General features: G+C 51.5%; 20 protein-coding genes. 16 read left to right on the top strand and 4 right to left on the bottom strand.

The window, feature by feature from the left end; translation table 11 throughout:
• The first annotated feature begins 170 nt into the window (after positions 1 to 170).
• The 7 genes from BP71_RS09905 (at position 171) to BP71_RS09875 (ending at position 4726) form a co-directional block, all read left to right on the top strand.
• Positions 171 to 1526: a hypothetical protein gene (locus tag BP71_RS09905; protein WP_496378612.1), complete on the top strand. Its 1356-nt coding sequence runs from the start codon at positions 171 to 173 to the stop codon at positions 1524 to 1526.
• A 66-nt stretch (positions 1527 to 1592) separates the two neighbouring features.
• Positions 1593 to 2315 (top strand): energy transducer TonB, encoded by a 723-nt coding sequence (locus tag BP71_RS09900; RefSeq protein ID WP_496378610.1) that lies wholly within the window; start codon positions 1593 to 1595, stop codon positions 2313 to 2315.
• 139 nt (positions 2316 to 2454) lie between these two features.
• A complete protein-coding gene (locus tag BP71_RS09895) occupies positions 2455 to 2709 on the top strand; it encodes a hypothetical protein (RefSeq protein ID WP_496378608.1) in 255 nt (84 codons plus the stop codon).
• Entirely contained in the window at positions 2706 to 2873 is a 168-nt protein-coding gene (locus BP71_RS09890; protein WP_496378606.1) for an SDR family oxidoreductase, read from the top strand. The genes BP71_RS09895 and BP71_RS09890 overlap by 4 nt, the downstream gene beginning before the upstream one ends.
• A complete protein-coding gene (locus BP71_RS09885; protein WP_496379019.1) occupies positions 2825 to 3196 on the top strand; it encodes an NAD(P)-binding domain-containing protein in 372 nt (123 codons plus the stop codon). The genes BP71_RS09890 and BP71_RS09885 overlap by 49 nt, the downstream gene beginning before the upstream one ends.
• A 127-nt stretch (positions 3197 to 3323) precedes the next feature.
• The gene (locus BP71_RS09880) at positions 3324 to 3527 is read left to right on the top strand and encodes a hypothetical protein (RefSeq protein ID WP_496378604.1); all 204 of its coding nucleotides are present in this window, start codon (positions 3324 to 3326) and stop codon (positions 3525 to 3527) included.
• Between the two features lie 221 nt (positions 3528 to 3748).
• Positions 3749 to 4726: a glycoside hydrolase family 43 protein gene (locus BP71_RS09875; RefSeq protein ID WP_496378602.1), complete on the top strand. Its 978-nt coding sequence runs from the start codon at positions 3749 to 3751 to the stop codon at positions 4724 to 4726.
• A gap of 29 nt (positions 4727 to 4755) precedes the next feature.
• Here BP71_RS09875 and BP71_RS09870 read toward each other — a convergent pair whose 3' ends face one another.
• Entirely contained in the window at positions 4756 to 5508 is a 753-nt protein-coding gene (locus tag BP71_RS09870) for an NUDIX hydrolase (RefSeq protein WP_496378600.1), read from the bottom strand.
• 240 nt (positions 5509 to 5748) lie between these two features.
• On the opposite strand from BP71_RS09870, the gene BP71_RS09865 reads away from it, so the two are divergent.
• Together BP71_RS09865 and BP71_RS09860 are read left to right on the top strand one after the other, a co-directional pair.
• Entirely contained in the window at positions 5749 to 9198 is a 3450-nt protein-coding gene (locus tag BP71_RS09865) for a ThuA domain-containing protein (RefSeq protein ID WP_496378598.1), read from the top strand.
• Between the two features lie 159 nt (positions 9199 to 9357).
• Positions 9358 to 10875, top strand: a complete 1518-nt coding sequence (locus BP71_RS09860; RefSeq protein ID WP_496378596.1) for a glycosyltransferase family 39 protein — start codon at positions 9358 to 9360, stop codon at positions 10873 to 10875.
• A 16-nt stretch (positions 10876 to 10891) separates the two neighbouring features.
• Here BP71_RS09860 and BP71_RS09855 read toward each other — a convergent pair whose 3' ends face one another.
• Positions 10892 to 11230 (bottom strand): winged helix-turn-helix transcriptional regulator, encoded by a 339-nt coding sequence (locus tag BP71_RS09855; RefSeq protein WP_496378594.1) that lies wholly within the window; start codon positions 11228 to 11230, stop codon positions 10892 to 10894.
• A 120-nt stretch (positions 11231 to 11350) separates the two neighbouring features.
• Here BP71_RS09855 and BP71_RS09850 point away from each other — a divergent pair, with 120 nt between their 5' ends.
• Entirely contained in the window at positions 11351 to 11743 is a 393-nt protein-coding gene (locus BP71_RS09850) for a DoxX family protein (protein ID WP_496378592.1), read from the top strand.
• 14 nt (positions 11744 to 11757) lie between these two features.
• Here the strand turns inward: BP71_RS09850 and hmpA are convergent, their stop codons facing one another.
• Both hmpA and BP71_RS09840 read right to left on the bottom strand, forming a co-directional pair.
• Complete coding sequence (gene hmpA, locus BP71_RS09845) at positions 11758 to 12960, bottom strand: NO-inducible flavohemoprotein (protein ID WP_496378590.1); 1203 nt, start codon at positions 12958 to 12960, stop codon at positions 11758 to 11760.
• Positions 12961 to 13018: 58 nt separating this feature from the next.
• A complete protein-coding gene (locus BP71_RS09840; RefSeq protein ID WP_496378588.1) occupies positions 13019 to 13456 on the bottom strand; it encodes an RrF2 family transcriptional regulator in 438 nt (145 codons plus the stop codon).
• A 224-nt stretch (positions 13457 to 13680) separates the two neighbouring features.
• Between BP71_RS09840 and BP71_RS09835 the strand changes: the two genes are divergently transcribed.
• The 6 genes from BP71_RS09835 to BP71_RS09810 all read left to right on the top strand — a co-directional run bounded on the left by BP71_RS09835 (position 13681) and on the right by BP71_RS09810 (position 21303).
• Positions 13681 to 14133, top strand: a complete 453-nt coding sequence (locus BP71_RS09835; protein ID WP_496378586.1) for a carboxymuconolactone decarboxylase family protein — start codon at positions 13681 to 13683, stop codon at positions 14131 to 14133.
• A 74-nt stretch (positions 14134 to 14207) separates the two neighbouring features.
• Positions 14208 to 14546, top strand: a complete 339-nt coding sequence (locus BP71_RS09830) for a YciI family protein (protein ID WP_496378584.1) — start codon at positions 14208 to 14210, stop codon at positions 14544 to 14546.
• Between the two features lie 67 nt (positions 14547 to 14613).
• On the top strand, positions 14614 to 15855 hold the full coding sequence (locus BP71_RS09825; protein WP_496378582.1) for an RNA polymerase sigma factor: 1242 nt from the start codon (positions 14614 to 14616) through the stop codon (positions 15853 to 15855).
• Between the two features lie 93 nt (positions 15856 to 15948).
• A complete protein-coding gene (locus BP71_RS09820) occupies positions 15949 to 16554 on the top strand; it encodes an RNA polymerase sigma factor (protein ID WP_496378580.1) in 606 nt (201 codons plus the stop codon).
• A 72-nt stretch (positions 16555 to 16626) separates the two neighbouring features.
• Positions 16627 to 17718 carry a FecR family protein gene (locus BP71_RS09815; RefSeq protein ID WP_496378578.1) on the top strand — a complete coding sequence of 364 codons (1092 nt, stop codon included), beginning with the start codon at positions 16627 to 16629 and terminating at the stop codon, positions 17716 to 17718.
• 159 nt (positions 17719 to 17877) lie between these two features.
• Entirely contained in the window at positions 17878 to 21303 is a 3426-nt protein-coding gene (locus BP71_RS09810; RefSeq protein ID WP_496378576.1) for a TonB-dependent receptor, read from the top strand.
• Positions 21304 to 21315: the final 12 nt, after the last annotated feature.

The following is a 21315-nucleotide window of genomic DNA, read 5'->3' as shown; positions in this document are numbered from 1 at the left end:
GTGCACACCGCAGGTTTGATTGGCTTGCCGATGTTCGTAAATTTGCGCTGTACGATTTTCCATTGCAAGCAACGTCTCGCTGGCAATGCGTGTCCAGAAAGACGCAACCGCTTAGGATCAGTAAAGACAACATCCGTTTTGTTTGCGACAGACCATTAGCTAAACTTATTATGAACAGGATATTATGCTTCGCCGTTTTCATGGGTTTGTTTTTCCTTCAATGCAAGGATAAAGAGAATCCTGCGCCCGCAGCGGGCCCTGTTAAAGAGATCGAATTCATTGATTTCGCTGTTAACGGGGTTGATGCAAAAGATATTACAGTAGGGGAAGACATCATCGTGATCCGGTTGCCGGAGAATTATCCGGCCGGTGATTTTATTAAACCTGACATTGTACTGGGTTCCGGTTATCAGATCAACTCGGATCTGGTGAATGGTTTTAGCTATGAGGGAAAAAGGCTCAGCCTGACGCTGGAAAGCAACACCCGGCAGCCCAAAACATACACGATTTGTGTGGTGCCGTTTAAGGCCGTTGAGCTGGGGGAGCCAGCCAGAGATCACCAGGTTTTATTGGGGCCGCAGACTATGATCCCCTTTCCGGTTAGCTTGAAGGGCACGGCCACCACGGTAAACGATAGCGGAAAGATTGTTGAGAATCCGATTGTGGTGCTTAAAGACAAAGTGACGGGTGCGGTTGCATACAGTATCTATCCCGACGCGGTATACGAGGATGATACCCAAAAACTGAAATTGTCATTCCCGGCCACAGTGGCCCCCGGGGATTATCTGGCGGAAGTTGTTTGGGGAACAAAACGGGAACTATTTTCAAACCAGATTTCGGTGCGGTCTGGACCGTCGCAGCTCGCACGATGGACATGGCTGATGTTGCCGGATAGCAGATATTTCGAGATCCCGGGTTACAATATTTCTAAAACAGCGAAATATGAGACGGTCATTCAGAATGATTTCATCGAAAGCCGCCGGATACCGCTTAGCTATAAGAATGCGGGGATATTGTCGGGGAAGGTGCCGGAGGATATCGCGACCGGAAACTATAAAGTTACTTATTGGGAGAATGGCAAAGTGGTGTATCCCTATGAAGGAAGGATTGGTCCGCTCCGGTATATGGGCGACGACCAGGTTTACATCCGGAAATATACCGATCAGCCCATCCTGCGGATCGTCACCCAGCCTTCCGGCATCAAACCTGTATTATCGGGCCCCGCGGTCGGGCTTACCTATTACGAATCCGTCGCGCAGATTTCCAGAAAAGAGCCGTTGCTCATATATGTCCAGCGGGAGGGCCCGTTTCCCAACAGAAACGATCTCGTTCTGACGGACCTATCGACCGGGAAAGTGTACACGATTGCATATGCGGGAGAGACTTACGGTATTTTTGATGGCTTTATGGTGTTTCTGGCTTACAATATCCCTGGCGCAGTTCCTGCCGGCAAGTACGCGGTTTCCTTCACCAGCGATCCCGACCATAAAACTGAGCTGTACAGTCAGATTATTTCAATCCATTAAAAATCCCGTTTTATGTCATCGTTCCTTATCTTAGCACGAATTCAGGTCTAGCCACACAGTAGTTTCATGAACCGCATTTTTGTGTTGAGTTTTTGCTTTTGGGTAAGCCTGTCAATCCATGGTTTTGGCCAGACAGACACGCTGCATATTTTTTACGATGCCGATTGGAAGGAAATTGCCGATTCTTCGAAGGCAGAATACAAAAGGATTGCCTATAATGGTGAAGACGGATATTGGAAGGTGCGCGATTTCTACAAAAGCGGTCAGGTCCAGATGTCGGGTGCTTTTATCGAGAAAGAAATGAAGCGGCACCAGGGGCTCTTCGAATGGTTTTATGCTGATGGTAAACTGAAACAAAGGACCACCTATGCAATCGGCGTAGCCATTGGTGAGGATCTGCATTACTATGAAAACGGACAGCTCGATACCTACCGCAAGTTTGACGATGAAGGCAAGATGCTGGAAGAAAAGCTCTATAAGGAAGACGGAAGCGAGAGCGTTCTGGAAAGTGCCGAATTTCCCGGAGGCACGAAGGCCATGTACCGGTATATCGGGAAGAATACACGTCACCCGGGAGTTGGCCGCCGTATGGCAGGGAAGGCACTGGTGTCGTTTGTAGTCGGCACGGATGGCTCGCTGACCCACATCGAAGTGCTGGACTGGACACACAAAGAATTTTCCGACGAAGCGGTAAGGGTTATCGCTTCAATGCCCAAATGGAAGCCGGCGGCGAGGGACGGGAAACCCGTTCGTATCCGGTATAATCTTCCGGTTGTTTTTGCACCCTAACAGCGCAGCCGAATGGTTGATGTTTTTCAAAAATACTTGCATACAAAAGGCAGTTTCTCCGATGAGGAAATAGCCGGAATCGCCGAAAAGAGCTTTGTGAAAAGGCTAAGACGACGGCAATATCTGTTGCAGGAAGGCGATGTCTGGAAACATTATGCTTTCGTATGCAAGGGATGTCTGCGAACGTACCGTGCCGATGACAAAAGGGGTGGAGTATATCCTTAAATTTTCAGTCGAAAACTGGTGGGCTGGCGACCGGGAGAGCCTCTTGACGGGAAAACCATCCGTGAATAATATCGAGGCATTGGAGGATACGGTGCTGGTGATGTTTTCCAGGGAGCAAAGGGAATCACCGTCAATACAATCCATCCGGGCCCGACTGCCACTGAAATGAACCCGGAGGACACCGCATTTGCCGAAAACGTGAAGCAGACGCTCGCTTTGGGCAGGTATGCGTCTCCGGACGAAATTGCAGCGGTAGTAGCGTTCGTAGCAAGTCCGGACGCGTCATTTATGACCGGCTCCGCCATTACTGTGGACGGCGGGCAGAACGCCTGATCACAACGGTTCGTGCCGGAGTAGTTTCTCCGGCTTTCAACACCTTAATTATTTTAGAAATCATGAAAATAGGAATTATCGGGGCCGGCCATATCGGACGGGCGTTTGCTAAAAAAGTAGCCGAGGCAGGTTATGAAGTAATCATCAGCAATAGCCGGGGCGCCGATTCGCTGAAAGAGGTTGCAGCGATATGGGGTGATGATGTAAAGGCGGGAACGCCCCGGGAAGCAGCGGAGAGTGATGTTATATTTCTCGGCTTGCCATGGCAGCATTTGAAAGAGTCACGGCACAAATCCCGTCCTGGGCAGGCAAGATCGTTATAGACCCCACCAACCCGATCCTGCCCGGATTCGTACTGCCCAATCTTTCAGGGATGCTTTCGAGTGAAGTAGTGGCAGGTTATGTGCCGGGGCCAGTCTGGTAAAGGCCTTCAACACGCTGACGCCGGCAGTGCTCGATGCCGATCCGGTAGAGAACGGCGGAAACCGGGTTATTTTTTATTCCGGGAATGACGAATATGCAAAAGAAGTAGTGGGCGGTATAATTCAAAGGATTGGTTTCGCGGGTGTGGACCTGGGCAGACTTGATGAGGGCGGAAAGTTGCAACAATTTCCCGGCGGGCCGCTGCCGACGTTGAACCTGATTAGATTGTAAGCCTGTCAAAATAAATGGAATAATACAATCCGGGCGATGATTTTGCCCGGATTGTTTTTATACAACCGGAACGTCAGGGCGTAAATGTATCGCCGAGTTTAAAATATTAGGGGACGGAAAAAGTATTAGCGACGCGATCCCGGCTTTGTCTGGCTGTCGTGTGCCGGGTTGCGACACAAGGGTTGTCTGGCAAAAGTGCTATCCATCAATCAGGAAATTGTATGAAAAAGATCTTGCTGACGTTGACCATCCTCCTCTACGGCATGGATGCCTTTTCCCAGAATGCGGGGCAAACGTTGAAAAACGACGTCCCGTTGGACTCGATCCGGCTGAGCGATCCTTTTATCCTCGCAGATAAAAGCAGTTCAACCTATTACATGACAGGGACAGGCGGGAAGCTCTGGAAAAGCAAAGACCTGAAAAAATGGACAGGACCTTTTACAATCGCTCAGCCGGACCCGGAGTCGTGGATGGGACCGTCCCCGATGATCTGGGCTGCGGAGCTCCATGCTTACAGGGGCAAGTATTATTATTTCGCCACTTTTACGAACAAGGCCGTGAAAGTCGGCGAGGGGTTGGAGCGCCGCGCATGTCACATACTCCTGAGCGACAAACCCGAGGGGCCATATGTACCCGCCGGAGATTCTCTTTTCTTGCCCGCAGATAAACTCACGCTCGACGCAACGTTGTGGACCGACACAGACAGCCAACCTTATATGATATACTGCCATGAATGGTTGCAGAATGGCAACGGAACTGTCGAAAAGATTAAGCTGCGTCCCGATTTTACGGGAACCACCGGGGCGCCTCAGGTTTTGTTTCTGGCCAGCGATTCGCCATGGAGCCGGGAGAAAAACAAAGATGGTACAGATCGTCCAAACAAGGTTACCGACGGTCCCTGGCTGTTCCGCACGCAAACCGGAAAGCTGGGTATGCTCTGGACAAGCTGGATTTACGATGTATATACCCAGGGGGTGGCCTATTCCCAAAGCGGAACCCTCGACGGCCCCTGGGTGCAGGAGCCGAAACCCATAACGCCACCCAATTTCGGGCATGGCATGCTGTTTCGCACATTTGAAGGGAAATTACTGATGGCTGTGCACAGCCACAGGAGCATTGGCGGACGTACCATTCGCATTCCGTTCTTGTTTGAAATAGACGACAGCGGCGATCAGATCAAAGTGGGGAGGCGGCTGTGAAAACCTGTGCAGCGTATTCCGGCTGCCTGTCACGGCCCGACCGGGGCGAGAATACCTTCCTTGCGGAACCTGTAGAGATATGGCGCTTTATTGGCAGCCCCGGTAAATTTCTTTTCGAGGCGTTCCAGTACATTGAGATCCAGTATCTTCTTCTGGAAATTGTTGCGGGCGAATGAGCGGTCGAAAATAGCTTCGTAGAGTTCCTGAACCTCCCGCATGGTGAAGGTTTCCGGCAACAGGTTGAATGCGATCAGTTTCTGATCCAGATTGAGCTGGAGTGTATTCTGGGCAGTCAGCACCATATCCTCATGATCCATGATCATAGGTGGCAATGACTTTACGGGGTACCACTCAATGGACTCATCAAGCTCCGTTTTTTGAGGAATGACCTTGTTGATATCTACCAAGGCGTAGTACCCGATTGAAACAAACCGACGGGTGATCCATTCAAACTCCTTGCGATTGAAACGCTTGTCGCCCGGCGTGTCCTGGTTCAGTCCGATCAGACGTTCCAGGAAACGGATATTGGTACGGTTGGCGTCTCCGAATATTTTGAATTGCTCGAGATAGATGTTCTTGATGCCTGTCCGCTCTTCCAGGATCCGGCGCGCCGCCTGATCGATCCCCTCGTTCTGGTAGATGAAGCCACTGGGCAAGGCCCAGAAATCACCTTTGAAATTGAGCTTGGGCACCAGCACATGGAGCTGTGCGTCCCGGTAGCTAAAGATAACACAGTCGATAGAGAGTTGTTGGATGTAGTCTTGTTCGCTGGGTGAATGCATATCCCCTGGTTAATTGATCGGCAGTTTAAGCTGGCAATATCGTCGATAGTCCCTTCCTGCCCAAAGCAGGCGCGGGAAACATTTCATAAAGGAGTGCACGACGGATTTTGCCCACGTATTTGTAACTTATTATTGTATTACAAAGGTATTAAATTGAATAAAATTTATTGTCTCAAATATAGACAATAATAATTTTTCGCCTACATTTGTTGATCACTCAATCCAAACTAATCTACCGAGATGAAGAAAAAAATACCGGGAGCCGGCCTGTTGCTATGGTGTGCGTGGCTTCTGATAGGGCAGGCCTTCGCGCAGTCCTCCAAAACGCAGGTGCTGGTATTCAGCAAAACGGCTGCATTCAGGCATCAATCCATAGAAGCAGGGAAAAAGGCGCTGACGAAAATGGCCGCGGAGAAAGATTTTCTTGTAAGCTTTACCGAGGACGCGTCGCTATTCCGGGAAAGTAATCTGAAAAAATACAATACGGTCGTTTTCCTGAACACGACCGGCGATATCCTCGACGCTGAGCAACAGAATGCGTTCGAGCGTTATATACAGGCGGGTGGCGGCTATGTGGGTATCCACGCAGCCACGGATACGGAATACGAATGGCCGTGGTACGGTGCATTGGCGGGAGCCTGGTTTCTGGATCACCCGATGCCCAACAATGTCCAGAAAGGCAAGTTTATCGTGACAGAGAAAAATCACTGGGCTACACAAGGTATGCCGGATGAATTTGAGCGGAGCGATGAGTTTTACAGTTTCAAAAACATTTCTCCTAAAATTAATGTAGTCCTGAAAATTGACGAAAAGACCTATACAGGAGGCAAGAACCCGGATTTTCACCCCATGAGCTGGTATCAGGAATTCGATGGTGGCCGGTCGTTTTACACGGCGATGGGCCATACCGACGAAACATTTGAAGAGCCTTTGTTTCTGAATCATTTATGGGCCGGAATCCGCTATACTTCGGGAGGGGAAACACCCCGTGCCATTGATTTTTCCAAGGCCCGGCCCGAAGAGAACCGGTTTTCAAAGGTAATCCTGGCAGAGAAGCTCGATGAGCCGATGGAACTGAGCGTACTCGGAGATGGACGCATTCTTTTTATACAGCGAAAAGGCGAAGTCCTTCTTTATCATATCAAAACCAAAGAACTGAAAACCATTGCCAAAATTCCCGTCAGTACGAAATATGTGAGCAGGGAAGGCAAAGAGTCGATGGGAGAAGATGGATTGCTGGGCCTGAACAAGGACCCCGATTTTGCAAAGAACCATTGGATATACCTCTACTACTCCGATCCCGCGGAGTCGAAGAACGTGCTGGCGCGTTTCGAACTGAAAGGCGATGAGCTGGACATGACGTCCCGCAAGATTTTGCTCGATGTGCCCACGCAGCGGGAAGAATGCTGTCACACAGCCGGATCCATTGCCTGGGACAAAGCGGGTAATCTTTATTTGTCGACGGGTGACAATACCAACCCGCACGGATCGAACGGGTACAGCCCCAGTGACGAGCGCGAAGGCAGGGCGGCCTGGGACGCACAGAAATCGTCGGCCAATACCAACGATTTGCGGGGTAAGATCATCCGGGTCAAACCCCAGCCGGATGGAACGTATACCATTCCTGAAGGCAACCTGTTTGCGAAGGGAACACCACAAACCCGGCCGGAAATATTCACGATGGGGCACCGGAATCCCTTCCGGATTTCGGTCGATCAGAAAACGGGATACGTATACTGGGGAGAGGTGGGACCCGATGCAGCCAAGCCCGGCGCTGATCGCGGCCCGGCGGGTCATGACGAAGTAGGACAGGCCCGGAAAGCCGGTAATTTTGGCTGGCCGCATTTCGTAGGCGACAATAAAGCCTACAACAAGTTTGATTTCACAGCATCGACTTCGGGGGATAAGTGGGATGTAGCTGCACCGACCAATAACTCGCCGAATAACACCGGTTTGAAGGTACTGCCGCCAGCGCAGAAGGCATTCATCTGGTATCCTTACGATGCCTCGCCCGAGTTTCCGCTCGTGGGCGCAGGTGGGCGGAATGCCATGGCAGGTCCTGTGTTTTATGCCGAAGAATTTAAAAATGCACCTCAGTCGTTTCCCGCTTACTACAATGGAAAGCTGCTGGCCTATGAATGGATGCGGGGTTGGATTATGGCTGTGACAATGGATAAGGAGGGCAACTATGCCTCCATGGAGCGTTTTATGCCGAGCTATAAATTTTCAAATCCGATGGATATGGAGTTCGCGCAGAATGGCGACCTGTATATGCTGGAATATGGTTCCGGCTGGTTTAGTGCCAACGACGATGCCCGCCTGATCCGGATCGAATACAATGGAGGGAACCGCAAGCCGAAAATACAGATGGCCGCCAACAAATCCGGTGGCTCGGCACCACTTGCATTGAAACTCACCGCGGCTGGTACCGACGATGCCGACGGGGATGCGCTAACTTACTCCTGGAAAATTACTTCCAAAAGCGGGTTCAGCAAGACCATCGGCACGCAGAACGCACAGTTAACACTCGCTCAAACAGGACTGTACAAGGCTACGCTTACGGTTAATGACGGTAAAGGGGGTACTAATTCGCAATCCGTAGACATCACCGTGGGTAATGAAGCGCCGGTGCTGAGCCTGGATATGCCCGGTGCCAATAAGTCTTTCTTCGTGCCGGGCAAGCCATTCAGCTATGATGTAAAGGTAAAGGACAAGGAAGATGGTACTTTGGGTAATGGAATCGATCCCGCGAGTGTGGCAGTCAATATCGATTACCTGCCCGAAGGATTCGACAAGGTGGCGATCGCACAGGGGCACCGCTCAGCCGATGCGGCAGCGCAGTTTACAACAGGCAAAAAGCTGATCGAAGCAAGTGACTGCAAGGCTTGTCATAGCGTAAGCAAGAAATCCATCGGCCCCGCTTATGCAGATGTTGCCCGTAAATACAAGGGTAACGGTGCGGCATTGGAAACACTGACTAAGAAAGTCATCAATGGCGGCGGCGGCGTGTGGGGGGAGACGGCCATGGCTGCCCACCCCCAGCTTTCTGCTACCGACGCGTCGGAGATGGTGAAATATATCCTGAACCTGTCTGCCGACGGAGCCGCTCCTGCGTCTTTACCGGTGAAAGGTAATTACACAGCAGGCCTGCCCGCCGGTGACAAAGGCAAAGGCGTGTTTGTGGTAAGGGCTTCTTATGAAGACAGGGGCGTCAAGGGGTTGCCCGCTTTGCGCTCCGAACAAACTTTCGTCTTGCGGAATTCAATCGTGGATGTGCACGGATTTGATGTGTATGACAATGTAAACAAAATGTCCTATGGGGGTAATAACCTGGCCATTCCTTCCAAATCAGGTGCCTATATGGGTTTGAGACAGGTGGATCTGAATGGCGTGACGGCATTTCGCGTCATGGCCATGGCTCCGAAGCCTCAGCTTAATGCATCCGGTGGCAAAGTAGAACTCCGCCTGGATAGTCCCACAGGCAAGGTCATCGGGGAATCGGAGTTTCTGGAACCGTCGGACAAGCTGGATTTCAAACCGGTAGCCCTAGAATTGCCGCTCAAACCCGCGGCCGGCACGGATGGGAAACCCCACGACGTATACCTGGTTTTCGTAAATCCCTCCAATGCACTGGGCAGTCTGATGGTGGTGATGGGTGCGCAGGCGGTGCTGGCGTCAGGAGCGCAGTAGCATCAGATCAGGTGTTGAGAAGCTGTTCTCGGGAAATGGCGGTCCGGTTTGTTCCGGGCCGCCATCTTTTTGACGGACGGTCGTTGATGGCCTGTTAATGCTGTCGGTTTTGTTTTAGATTTGAAGCAGAGTCCATCGATCCCCTTTTTCTCTGAAGCCATGCCGAGCTTGAAAAACAGAACAGCCATCCTGTTAACATTCATTTTCACGAAATTCCTCCTGCAATACTTCCTGATCATTCCCGATTATGACCTGCACCGCGACGAATACCTGCATCTGGACCAGGCGCATCATCCCGCATGGGGATACCTGTCGGTGCCTCCTGTTACGTCCTGGGTGGCTTCGGTTATTGGCTGGATGGGGAACGGGGTCTGGGTGGTGCGATTGTTTCCGGCACTGTTTGGCGCAATGACGATCCTGGTCGTATGGAAAACCGTAGAAGCGCTGAAAGGGAATTTGTTTGCCTGCGTGCTGGCGGCTTCCTGCATCCTTTTCTCGGTATTACTGAGACTCAACCAGCTGTTCCAGCCTAACTCACTGGATGTTTTGTGCTGGACGACCCTTTACTTTTTGCTGATCAGGTACCTGGGTTCCGGGAATCCGAGGTGGCTGTATTTCTTCGGCGCTGCATTCGCGATCGGTTTTTTGAACAAATACAATATTGCATTTTTGATTGTCGGTCTGCTGCCGGCAGTTCTCGTAACTTCGCAACGCAGGCTGCTGCTGGACCGTCACGTATATCTGGCCCTGCTGCTCGCGCTGTTGCTGATCGCCCCGAATATGGTCTGGCAGTATCAGAATGGTTTCCCGGTGTTTCACCACATGAAGTTGCTGGCTGAGACCCAGCTCGTGAATGTAAGCCGAGCAGATTTTCTGAAAGAGCAGGTGCTTTTTTTCGCTGGCTCTCTTTTTGTAATTGCCGCAGGACTCTATGCGCTTTGGTTTGATAGGCCGTTTTTGAGATACAGGCCGTTTTTCTTCGCATTCGTTTTTACATTAGCCATTTTTACTTTTCTCCGTGCAAAAAGTTACTATGCGATCGGCATTTACCCGGTTTACATTGCCTTTGGCGCGGTTTATCTGGCAGAAAAAGTCAGATCACGCTGGCTGCGGGCCATATTTGTTATGATCCCGATACTCTTTTTCATTCCATTGCTGGACTTTGCTTTTCCAAACAAAAAGCCTGAGGAGATCGTCCGTAACCCGGAGCGGTATCGGCAGCTAGGGTTGCTGCGCTGGGAGGATGGAAAGGATCATCAACTGCCGCAGGATTTTGCGGATATGCTGGGCTGGAAAGAGCTGGCGGCGAAGGTGGACGCCGCCTATGCCAGTATGCCGGACAAGGAAGCGACCATCGTGTTATGTGACAACTACGGTCAGGCAGGGGCCATCAATTACTACACGAAGCTGGGGATCCGGGCGGTCACTTTTAATGCCGACTATGTGAACTGGTTTGAACTGGATAAAAAGTACAAGCACCTCATCCGGGTCAAGAATACGTGGGAGCGGGGGGACGAAATGGCAGGAACCGGTCCGTTGTTTGGCATCGCCTATACAGCCGATTCGGTCACCAACACGTTCGCCAGGGAACATGGAACTGTGATCTTCGTTTTTCGTGATGCGCGGGTGGATATAACAGGGAGACTGGCGAAAGAAATTGAAGAAGAACGCTGGTGAGATACCGCAAATCCGGTTACCGTGCCATGATCTTTTGGCGGTGCGTAAGGCCCCAGAAATGGAGTTCTTCCAGGACTTTTTCCAGCGACGCGCCGTGCTCTGTAATGGAATACTCCACAGTGGGAGGAAAGGTATCATACACCCGTCTGTTTACCAGCTGATTCATTTCCAGGTTTTTAAGTTCTTTTGACAGTGTTTTATCGGTAATGCCGTGTACTTCGGCAGACAATTGCCTGAAACGCAGTGGCCCTGTCGAAAGGGCAAACAATATTAGTAATTTCCACCGGCCTTCCAGTGCTTCCAGCGCGTCGCGGATGGATAATGCGGTTTTCGGGCAGCCTCTTCCTGTAAGCATATGTGTTATGTTGCGTTTTTGCCATTACTTCCCATTCGGATATTACTTTCCCCTGTGGATAGTGCTATCGGATGGAAAGCGAATGTAGCTAGTTTTGAGCATTCACAAAAACATCACCTTATGACAAACAATAAACCTTCCAAAGTACTTCATATTACGCTCTGGATCGTGCAGGGGTTGCTGGCTGCTAGCCTGGTGTGGGCAGGGGCACTGAAACTGTTTCAATCGGGCCACGACCTTTCCGCGATGTGGCCGTGGACAGGCGAAATAGCGCCCTGGTTAGTGAAGCTTACCGGGGTGCTGGATCTGTCGGCAGCCGCCGGCCTGGTGCTGCCAGGGGTGCTGGGGATCAGGCCGGCGCTTATGCCGCTGGCTGCGATAGGACTGGTGCTGTTAATGCTGGCAGCCGGTCTGTTTCATATCGCGAGAGGAGAGGCGCCGGTGATCGGGGTCAATGTGATTTTTGGAATTATGGCCGCTTTTGTAGCCTGGGGGAGGTTCCGGCGGGCGTAACCTCCCCGCCGGACTTAATTCATCGAGAGGGATAGCGGGCCGAACTCTTCGAAATGGATCCGCGACTTTTCGATGCCGCGGTCAACCAGGAACCGGTAATGCTGCCGGATGAATGGAGCGGGACCACAAATGTAGTATTGGGCTTCGGGATGCAATGCGTCAGCGGGCAACTGATCCAGGGATACCCATCCGCGGTACTCGTTTTCGGCGAGCGTGTCGGCGCTATCGTAGAAAAAGTGGTTCTGCACATGCGCTACCTCCGAGGCGATGGCGTCGAGATCGGCCTTGAATGCGTGGACCTGCTCATTTTTGCAACCGTGTATCCAGGTAATGGGCGCAGTTGATTCCGATCGGACGAGCGTTTCCAGCATGGCCATCAGCGGGGTTTGACCGACTCCGCCGCTGATGAAGACCCGTGGTTTTTCGTCGTGCCCGTTCAAGGTAAAGTTACCCGACGGGGCCGAGAGGTCCAGTACATCGCCGGGTTGTACAAAATCGTGGAGGCGGTTGCTGATCATGCCGTCGGGGTGTTGGCTACCTGCTTCTCTTTTGACGGAAATGCGGTAATATTCGCCGTTGGGGGCGGAGGATAGGCTATATTGTCGTGGTTGCAGCAAATTGTATTCAGGCAGGAACAGGCGAACGCTGATGTACTGGCCGGGCTTGAAATCAGCGACCCCGCCTCCATCCACGGGATACAGATAAAACGAGGTGATTTCTTCCGACTCTCTGATTTTTTCACGGACTTTGAAAGGCCGCCACCCCGACCAGCCGCCAGGTACGCTTACTTTTTCATCATACAGGCTTTGCTCATGCCCGCTCATCAATGCGGCCAGCTGCCTGTACGCGATTGTCCATGCTTCAAGCAGCTCAGGTGTGGCCGCTTCCCCTAGTACTTCGGCAATGGAGGCGATGAGGTGTTTGCCCACAATGGCGTAATGCTCGGGGCGAATGTCCAGGCTCGCATGTTTGTGGCCGATTGTATCCACTACCGCCAGTAGCACCGATGGATCTTCGATGTGCTCCGCATACGCCAACACCGCGGTTGCGAGAGCCGTTTGTTGCCGCTTGTTCTGCTGGTTACCCATATTGAAGAGGTGTTTCAGCTCCGGGTTATGGGTAAACATGCGATTGTAAAAGTGAGTGGTCAGCAGTACGCCGTGCTCTTTCAATACCGGCACGGTTGCTTTCACGAGGTCTTTTTGTTGTGGTGACATGATGAAAACGATGGTTTAAAATAAAAGACTTTTTTGTCCTTTATTTGGTTAAAAAATTTTACTTGCTTAAAGTGAGCTGTCCGCGAAGCAAGGCTTCATTGAACTGTCCGATGGTTGTATTTTTGAGCATGAGCACAATCTGGGTCCGCACTTTCTTGAATTCGTCGTGCAGCGGACAAGGATTCGCTTCGGAGCAATAGCTCAGGCCCATCCCACAGCCGGTGAAAATACTGTCCCCCTCGATGGCCTGGACAATATCGGCCAGGGGGCGGAGCAGACCGCCCGAGTCGAAGTAAAACCCGCCGTGCGGGCCTTTGGATGACAGGATCAGGCCATCCCTGCTCAGTTTTTGTAGAATTTTCGCCAGGAACGGCTCCGGTGAGTTGATATGGACCGCTATTTCACGGATTCCCACCTTCTGGCCTTCCTCCGAGCGCTGCGCAATGTAAAACACAGCCCGCATTGCGTACTCACACGTTTTTGAAAAAATACTCATCTGGCCGGTTCGGTTTCGTACTCTTTAAACAGTCACAAAGATAATGGCTGTTTTTACAATAAAAGACTTTTTTATCTTTTATTGTGGGATAATTATTTTGTATTTAAAACGCCCTTTTCGCATAGGGTAGTAGTTTCAGAAAAAAACTGAAAATTTTTTTCCTTTTCTGTCCAGATTGGAAAACTGGATTGTCATAGGGTTTTTAAACTTTAAAATTTCTCGAAATGGAATCCAGAATTAATTTTTTCGCAAAAGGACAAAATGCAATGAAGCCACTTTTCGGATTGGCCGGATATCTTAAAAAAACAACACTGGAACACCCGCTGATCGAACTGATCGATTTCAGGGTGTCCCAGATCAATCAATGTGCATACTGCCTGGATATGCATTCCAAGGAGTTGCGCGCGATGGGCGAAACTGAGCAGCGCCTCTATGGATTGAGCGCATGGCGCGAAACACCGTACTATACCGATCGTGAACGCGCTGCATTGGCATGGGCCGAGGCGGTGACGGCGGTGCATGTAACAGACGCCGTGTATAATGAAGCGATTGCCCAGTTCTCCGACGAGGAGCTGATCGACCTCACCATCGCCGTCACCAGCATTAATACCTGGAACCGGATCAACATCGCATTTCCTGGCGGAGTAGGGACGTATCGCGTAGGTCAGTTCGGTTGAGCCCGGCATTCCGGAATTCTGAGTAGCTTACAGACGCTAATGGGTATTTCATCACTTAACAGGTACAACAAGCAATGGATGAGTTCTTATTGATTTTCCGCAGGGATCACCAGACAAAGGATGCACAACTATCTCCTGAACAATTGCAGGAACATTTTCGGAAATGGCAGGCGTGGTACAAAGGGCTGGCGGACGAAGACCGTCTGGCCAGGCCGCAGACGCGCTGGGATGCCGAAGGCCGGGTCGTAGATCATCATAAAACCGTCCTGAACGGCCCTTATGCCGAGATCAAGGAATCCATCGGCGGCGTGGCGATCATCCGCGCGGCCAGCTACGAGGAGGCGGTGGAAATCGCCAAAGCATCGCCCATCCTGGATTTGAGGGGAACCGTTGAAATCCGCAAAGCGATGTGACAGCATGTGATCGCCCGTTCTTTTTTAATATTTTTAGAGCCCGGCACCTCACAATGCCGGGCTCGCTATGGAACAAGAAGAACTTTTACCACATCTTTTCAGAACGGAATATCAGAAACTCGTGGCGGTACTCTGTTACCTTTTTGGCATCGAGCACGTCGAAATTGCCGAGGATATCGCGAGCGACACGTTCCTGGCGGCTGCTGAAACCTGGGGCGTTAAGGGGCTGCCCGAGAATCCTGCTGCCTGGCTCTATACCGTGGCTAAAAACAAGACGAAGAACCACCTGAAACGGAATGCGATATTCGAGCAGAATGTAGCTTCGGAAATCCGGTACACGACGGAAAAGGAGGAAGAAATCCAGATCGATATGTCGCCGAAAAATATTGCGGATAGCCAGCTGGCCATGATTTTTGCGGTATGCAGCCCGCTGATCCCTGTCGATTCCCAGGTAGCCCTGGCACTCAACCTGCTTTGCGGTTTCGGGGTGCAGGAAATAGCCGACGCATTCCTGGTCAACAAAGAGGTAGTTTATAAGCGTATCAGTCGCGCGAAGGAAAAGCTTAAAGAAGGTACGATCAGGATCGGTCAGCCCAGCACTACCGAGATTAGCGAGCGCCTCGAAACGGTATTGACAACGCTTTACCTGTTGTACTCGGAAGGATATTACTCCATTTCTCAGAATATAACGGTTCGGAAGGACCTTTGCGCGGAAGCGATGCGGCTCAATTTCCTGCTCGTCGAAAATGAGCTCATCGATAAACCGGAAGTAAGCGCATTGCTGTCGCTGATGTGTTTCCATTCCTCGCGGTTCGAAGCGCGGATCAATAGGAACGGAGAAATGATCCTGTATGAAGAGCAGGATGAGACACTATGGAACCAGGAGCTCATCGACCGGGGCGCATTTTATCTCGCCCGCGCTTCCACAGGCGACAAACTCAGCAAGTACCATCTGGAAGCCGGCATTGCTTACTGGCATACGCAGAAGGAGGATGCTTCGGGAAAATGGCAGAGCGTCCTGCAATTGTACGACGATTTACTGGCGCTCGAATATTCACCGGTGGCCGCACTGAACCGCACTTTTGCCCTGGCGAAAGTAAAAAGCAAACAGACAGCCATCGCCGAGGCACAGCGACTGAATCTGACGGGCAATCACTTTTACTATTCACTGCTGGGCAACCTTTACACGGATGTAGACGACGCGCAGGCTATGGCACATTATGAGACCGCGGTGAAACTGGCGCATTCGGATTCGGATAAGGCGGTTATCCTCAGGAATATCAGGCGGTTGCAGCACGGAAGGGGATGATGGCGTGCGGGTTTCTTATTTATTTAATAAAATTTCGTTACAACATTCAAATAATCGTATTTTTGATGCTCTAATCATCTCAAATTGCCGCTCATGAGCGCTATATCCCCGGATCATACCGGATGGACCGACGACGCTTCACTCTGGAAAGCTTTCAAACAGGGCGACAGGGTGGCTTTTGCGCGTTTGTACCAGGCGCATGTGCAGTATCTGATCCGATACGGCTATAAGATCACAACCAACCGTAACCTCATCCAGGATTGTACCCAGGATCTTTTCGTAGAGCTCTGGGAAAGTCGCGAAAGCTTGTCTGAAATCCGTTCCCTGCGGTTTTACCTGCTCAAATCGTTGCGATATAAAATCGTACGCCACCTTCGTTTCGAACAGTCCGTCGATTTCGACGAGGACCATATGGAAGCGGACCATGACCATTTCGAAAATCGGGCGGTTAACGAAGAAACCGTGACCAGGCAGTCGCAACAGCTGGAAGCGGCCCTGGCAACGCTGCCGAAACGCCAGCAGGAAGCGATTCATCTCCGTTTTTTCAACGACCTGAACAACGAACAGGTCGCCCGGATTATGGGGGTCAACTATCAGTCTGCCTGCAAATTCATCTACACCGGTCTCAGGACGTTGCGGGAAATCATGCATTTGTCGTCCATTATCCCGGTATTATTTTCTTTTTTCAGAGAATTCTGAAATTTTTCTAAAAAAAATGGATTAAAACGTCCGGGTTTTGACACTGGGTCATATCAACCGAACTGACAGGACATGGCAGGAGATTTTGCCGATTTTGAGATTGAGGATTTTGCATTCGAGGAAACATTTCAGCACTGGGTCCTGAAAACGGATGCGGTTCATGAAGCATTCTGGGATCAGTATCTGGCCGCCCATCCTGCGCAAACCGACAAGATACTAGCGGCAAGGACCCTCGTGCTGGACCTGCATGCTGACGACGCGAAGGATCACGACGAGCTGCTCGCGCAGGATATATGGGAGCACGTCGAGCACCGGACGCGCCCGGTTCGTCTGGGTGTATGGCGACGACTGACCGCCTGGCATGTTGCAGCATCGCTCCTGCTGATTGCCGCCGGGCTGGGAACCTGGCTCTGGAAATCCGAAACTGCGCGCCAGCTGACAACGATCAGCCTGAATGGCCCGCAGGGGGAGCCTTTACGGGAGGAAGTCAACAAAGCAGGGGATATCAAGCGGATTCGCCTCGATGACGGCAGCGTCGTGAGTTTGGGTAAGGACAGCAGGTTGATTTACCCTGAAAAGTTTACGGCAAAGGAACGGGTAGTGCAATTGAGTGGCGAAGCATTTTTCGAAGTGAAGCGCGATACTGAAAGACCCTTCCTGATCTATGCGAATGAAACCGTGACGAAAGTGCTCGGTACAAGTTTTCGTATAAGGGCTTACGTTAGTGCTCCGGAAGTGATTGTGTCTGTCGTTACGGGTAAGGTGTCGGTCTTCGGGAAAAAGGATTATCAGGAGAACCCCAAGAGCCCGCATCTCACGGGTGTGATCCTGACGGCAAATCAGCAAGCTGAATTTTCCCGGGAAGAACTGCATTTCAATAAAACATTGGTGGACAAGCCGGTGATCCTGGAAGCTGCCCGCCGAAATATATTCGAGTTCGACAATGCGCCTTTACAGGATGTGTTCCGGGCGCTGGAACAGGCTTATGGTGTTGAAATACTCTTCGATCCCGAGTTGGTCAAAGGCCGCTCGCTGAAAGTAAGTCTCGAAGACGAATCGCTGTATGAAAAGCTGGATGTGATCTGTAAAACGATGGGAATGTCGTATCAGATCGTGGATGCTCGCATACTTGTTGACAAACAGGATGTTGAAAATAGTTTGTAAACCCTAAACCCGGATACCGCATGACATAGGACATTACCACAAAAAAGCCGGCAGTGCGGATGCATAGCCGGCCTGATACTGGTTCCCAGGACATCTGTGGCAAGAGCAGGGAACCGGTTTTGCAAAATCTTTTCGGGAAATCACAAAACGATCAAAGGTATGAAAAAACATCGACTGCCTGTCGAGATCATGATAGCTATGGTTAAATTCTCCTGTTTTCATCTCTTTCTGATCATGCTGACCTTCGGGGTCAGCGTGGCGGGTGATGGCCTGGCGCAGGAAATGCTCACGCGCCCGGTGACGGTGACGCTCGTGAATCAGGACGTCAGGACGGCCCTCGCGAGGATCGAGAAATCGGCCAGGGTGAAATTCAGCTACGACCCCGCATTACTTCAACGGAGCGGGCACATTAACCTCACGGCATACAACGAGCCGCTGGCTTCGGTGCTCGATAAGCTGCTGAGACCGCTGGGACTCCATTACAATGCTTCCGGGAAGTACATTATACTGACCCGCGAACCCGATCAGGGGCTGCGAAAGCCGGGCGATCAGGCGGAAGTGCCGGATAAATTCATTACCGGAAAGGTGACGGACGAAACCGGCGCGCCCCTCCCGGGTGTAAGCATTCTGGTTAAAGGCACGCAGACCGGAACGACTTCCCAGGGCGACGGTACGTTCTCCATTGAGACCGGAGACCAATCCGCTGCACTGATTTTTTCGTTTGTCGGATATGTTCCGCAGGAAATTGTGGTCGGCAACAGGACGGTCATCGAGGTTGCTTTGAAAGTCGATACGAAAGCATTGGAGGAAGTGGTGGTGGTGGGGTACGGTACGCAGAAGCGCTCCGACCTGACGGGCTCGGTGTCGACCGTGAAGGCCAACGATATCAAGAACCTACCGGTGAGGAGCGTCAATGAAGCATTGCAGGGCAGGGCGGCCGGGGTACAGATTACCCGTAACGACGGTTCGCCGGGTGCCAGCTCCGACATCATTATTCGTGGCGCAGGTTCCATCGGCGGTATGTCGCCTTTGTACATTGTCGATGGCATCCGGATGTCGGCGGGTAACAATTTCAACTTACAGGATGTGGAATCGATCGAGATCCTGAAAGATGCGAGCGCTGCTGCCATTTACGGTGCCCAGGCGGCGGGTGGTGTCGTGCTGGTCACCACCAAACGAGGTACTTCCATGGATAAAATGAGTATCAATCTCAATGCTTACTATGGGGTGAGAAAGCCGGTTAATTTGTATAAATTATTGAATACCAGTGATTATTACAAAGCTAAAACTGCATTCGGCGTGGCCACCGGCGGCTGGGGAGATCCGGCTGCATTACCCGATAACGACTGGACGGATGCGCTCTTTACCAACGGTGTAGAGCAAAGCTATTCCCTGGACCTCTCGGGAGCGTCCGCGAAAAGTAATTACTATATTTCGGCGAATTATCAGAAAGAGGGTGGCACGATCATCGATAACTGGTTCAAAAGGTACGGGTTACGCACCAATTCGGATTACAGGATCAATTCGAAACTTAAAGTAGGCGAAACGATGTACGCCTGGATGACGGAGATGAACCCGACGGTGAGTGCGACTTACCCTTTCCGCTCCGCTCCTGTGGTGGGTATTGATGATCCCTCGAATTCCTATGGCGGCTGGGCCAAAACGGGCAGCTTTTTTGGCGGACCCAACCTGGTGGGACAGGAATATCAGAACCACATGTCGAACCAGACCTATGCGGTGGAAGGAAATGTCTATGCCGACTGGCAGATCGTTCCTGCACTCAGTTTTCGCGCTACTTTCGGGGCGTCGGTTTACAACGCTAAGAACCTGAGATTTACCGAAGCTTTTGACTACGGAATTGTTGCCAACCGCATTGCTTTCCTGGGACGGGATATCAATAACCAGCGCAACTTGACTTCGAACTTTGTGCTGACCTACGCCAAAACGTTCGGTCAGCACGAATTGAAGGCATTGGCTGGCTACGAAGCCTACAAGTCGGACTTGAGCACGTTGCATGGCGAGGCACAAGGCTTTCCTTATGTTACCTATAACCTGGGGTTAACTACCAATCCCGGCAGCTACGTGACCAATGGTGCGGAATTGCCGCAGACTCGTTTACTCTCGCAATTCGGGCGTTTGAACTACACTTATTCAGGCAAATACCTGCTCACAGCCACCGTGCGGCGCGACGGCTCCGACCGGTTCGGTCCGGCCAACAAATGGGGCGTGTTCCCGTCGGCCTCTGTGGGATGGAAACTGAGCGAGGAGGTTTTTATCAGGGATAACCTTACCTATCTTTCGAACCTGAAACTGAGGGCGAGCTATGGAAAACTGGGTAGTACTAGCAACATACCGCAGTACACTTATCAATCGTCGTACGGCGGCACGGGCGGTACCAATGCGATGGGCCTCTTTGACGGATCGCGGTCGAAAGGTTATGCGCTGACGGCACAGCTCGTCAATGAAAACATCAAGTGGGAGTCGGTATTGCAAACTGACATCGGGCTGGATGTAGGCCTTCTTAAAAATGCATTGAACATCACCCTCGACTGGTACAGCCGTCAGACACAGGGGATGATCTACCAGGTACCTGTTGCGCCCACGGCGGGCTTTGGGAACACATCGGTGTACACCAATATTGGCCAGATGAGCAACAAGGGCTTGGAACTGGCGGCGGATTACCGTGGCCGTAAGGGTGACTTTACCTATTCCATTGCAGCCAATGCCTCGTTCAACCGCAACCTCGTGAAGCAGCTGGACGGGAACAATAACAATCCCATCAGCGACGGGGCAGCCGGAAACGACCTGGACGGCAATGCCGGGCGGACGCAGATCGGCAATCCGATGAGCCAGTTCTACGGCTATCAGGTTGACGGTATCTTCCAAAGCGATGCAGAAGTGTCGGCCCTGAACGAAAAGGCACAGCAGTCGGCCGGTTCGACCAGTATTTACTATCAGAATGCAGGCACGGCTGCGGGCGATCTGCGGTTCAGGGATGTCAACAACGACGGTCGCATCACGACCCTCGATAAAACGTTTATTGGGAACCCCTGGCCGAAGCTCACTTATGGATTGACCCTCAACCTGGGCTGGAAAGGGCTTGAACTGACGGCATTGCTGCAGGGAATCCAGGGCGTCGACGTGTATAATGGGAATAAGTACTACACCGAATATTTTTACGGGGACTACACCTCTACCCGGGATATTTTTAACGCCTCGTTCTTTAACGGAAACGGGCTTACCGATCAGCCGAGGGTGGGGGCTACCAATGCAGGCGGCACGTTCGCCCGCGATCCGAATTCCAATTACGGCCGGATTTCGAGCTACTTTGTGGAGGACGGTTCATTCCTGAAACTCCGGAACCTGCAAATCGGCTACACCTTGCCGCAGCATTTGCTGAAAGCCCTTCATATGCAGGGTTTACGGATTTATGCGCAGGGACAGAACCTGTTCACGATCACGAAGTACTCGGGCCTCGACCCCGAAGTGCTGGGGCGGAACGGTACTACCGCGCGGGGTATCGACACCATTTTTTCCTACCCCCGATCCATGCTGCTTTCCATGGGCCTCAATCTCAGTTTCTAACACCAAAACAGA

Source organism: Dyadobacter ginsengisoli DSM 21015, assembly GCF_059568735.1.
The sequence above is the reverse complement of the archived record's forward strand: the minus strand, read 5'-3'. Positions and strand labels throughout refer to the sequence as shown.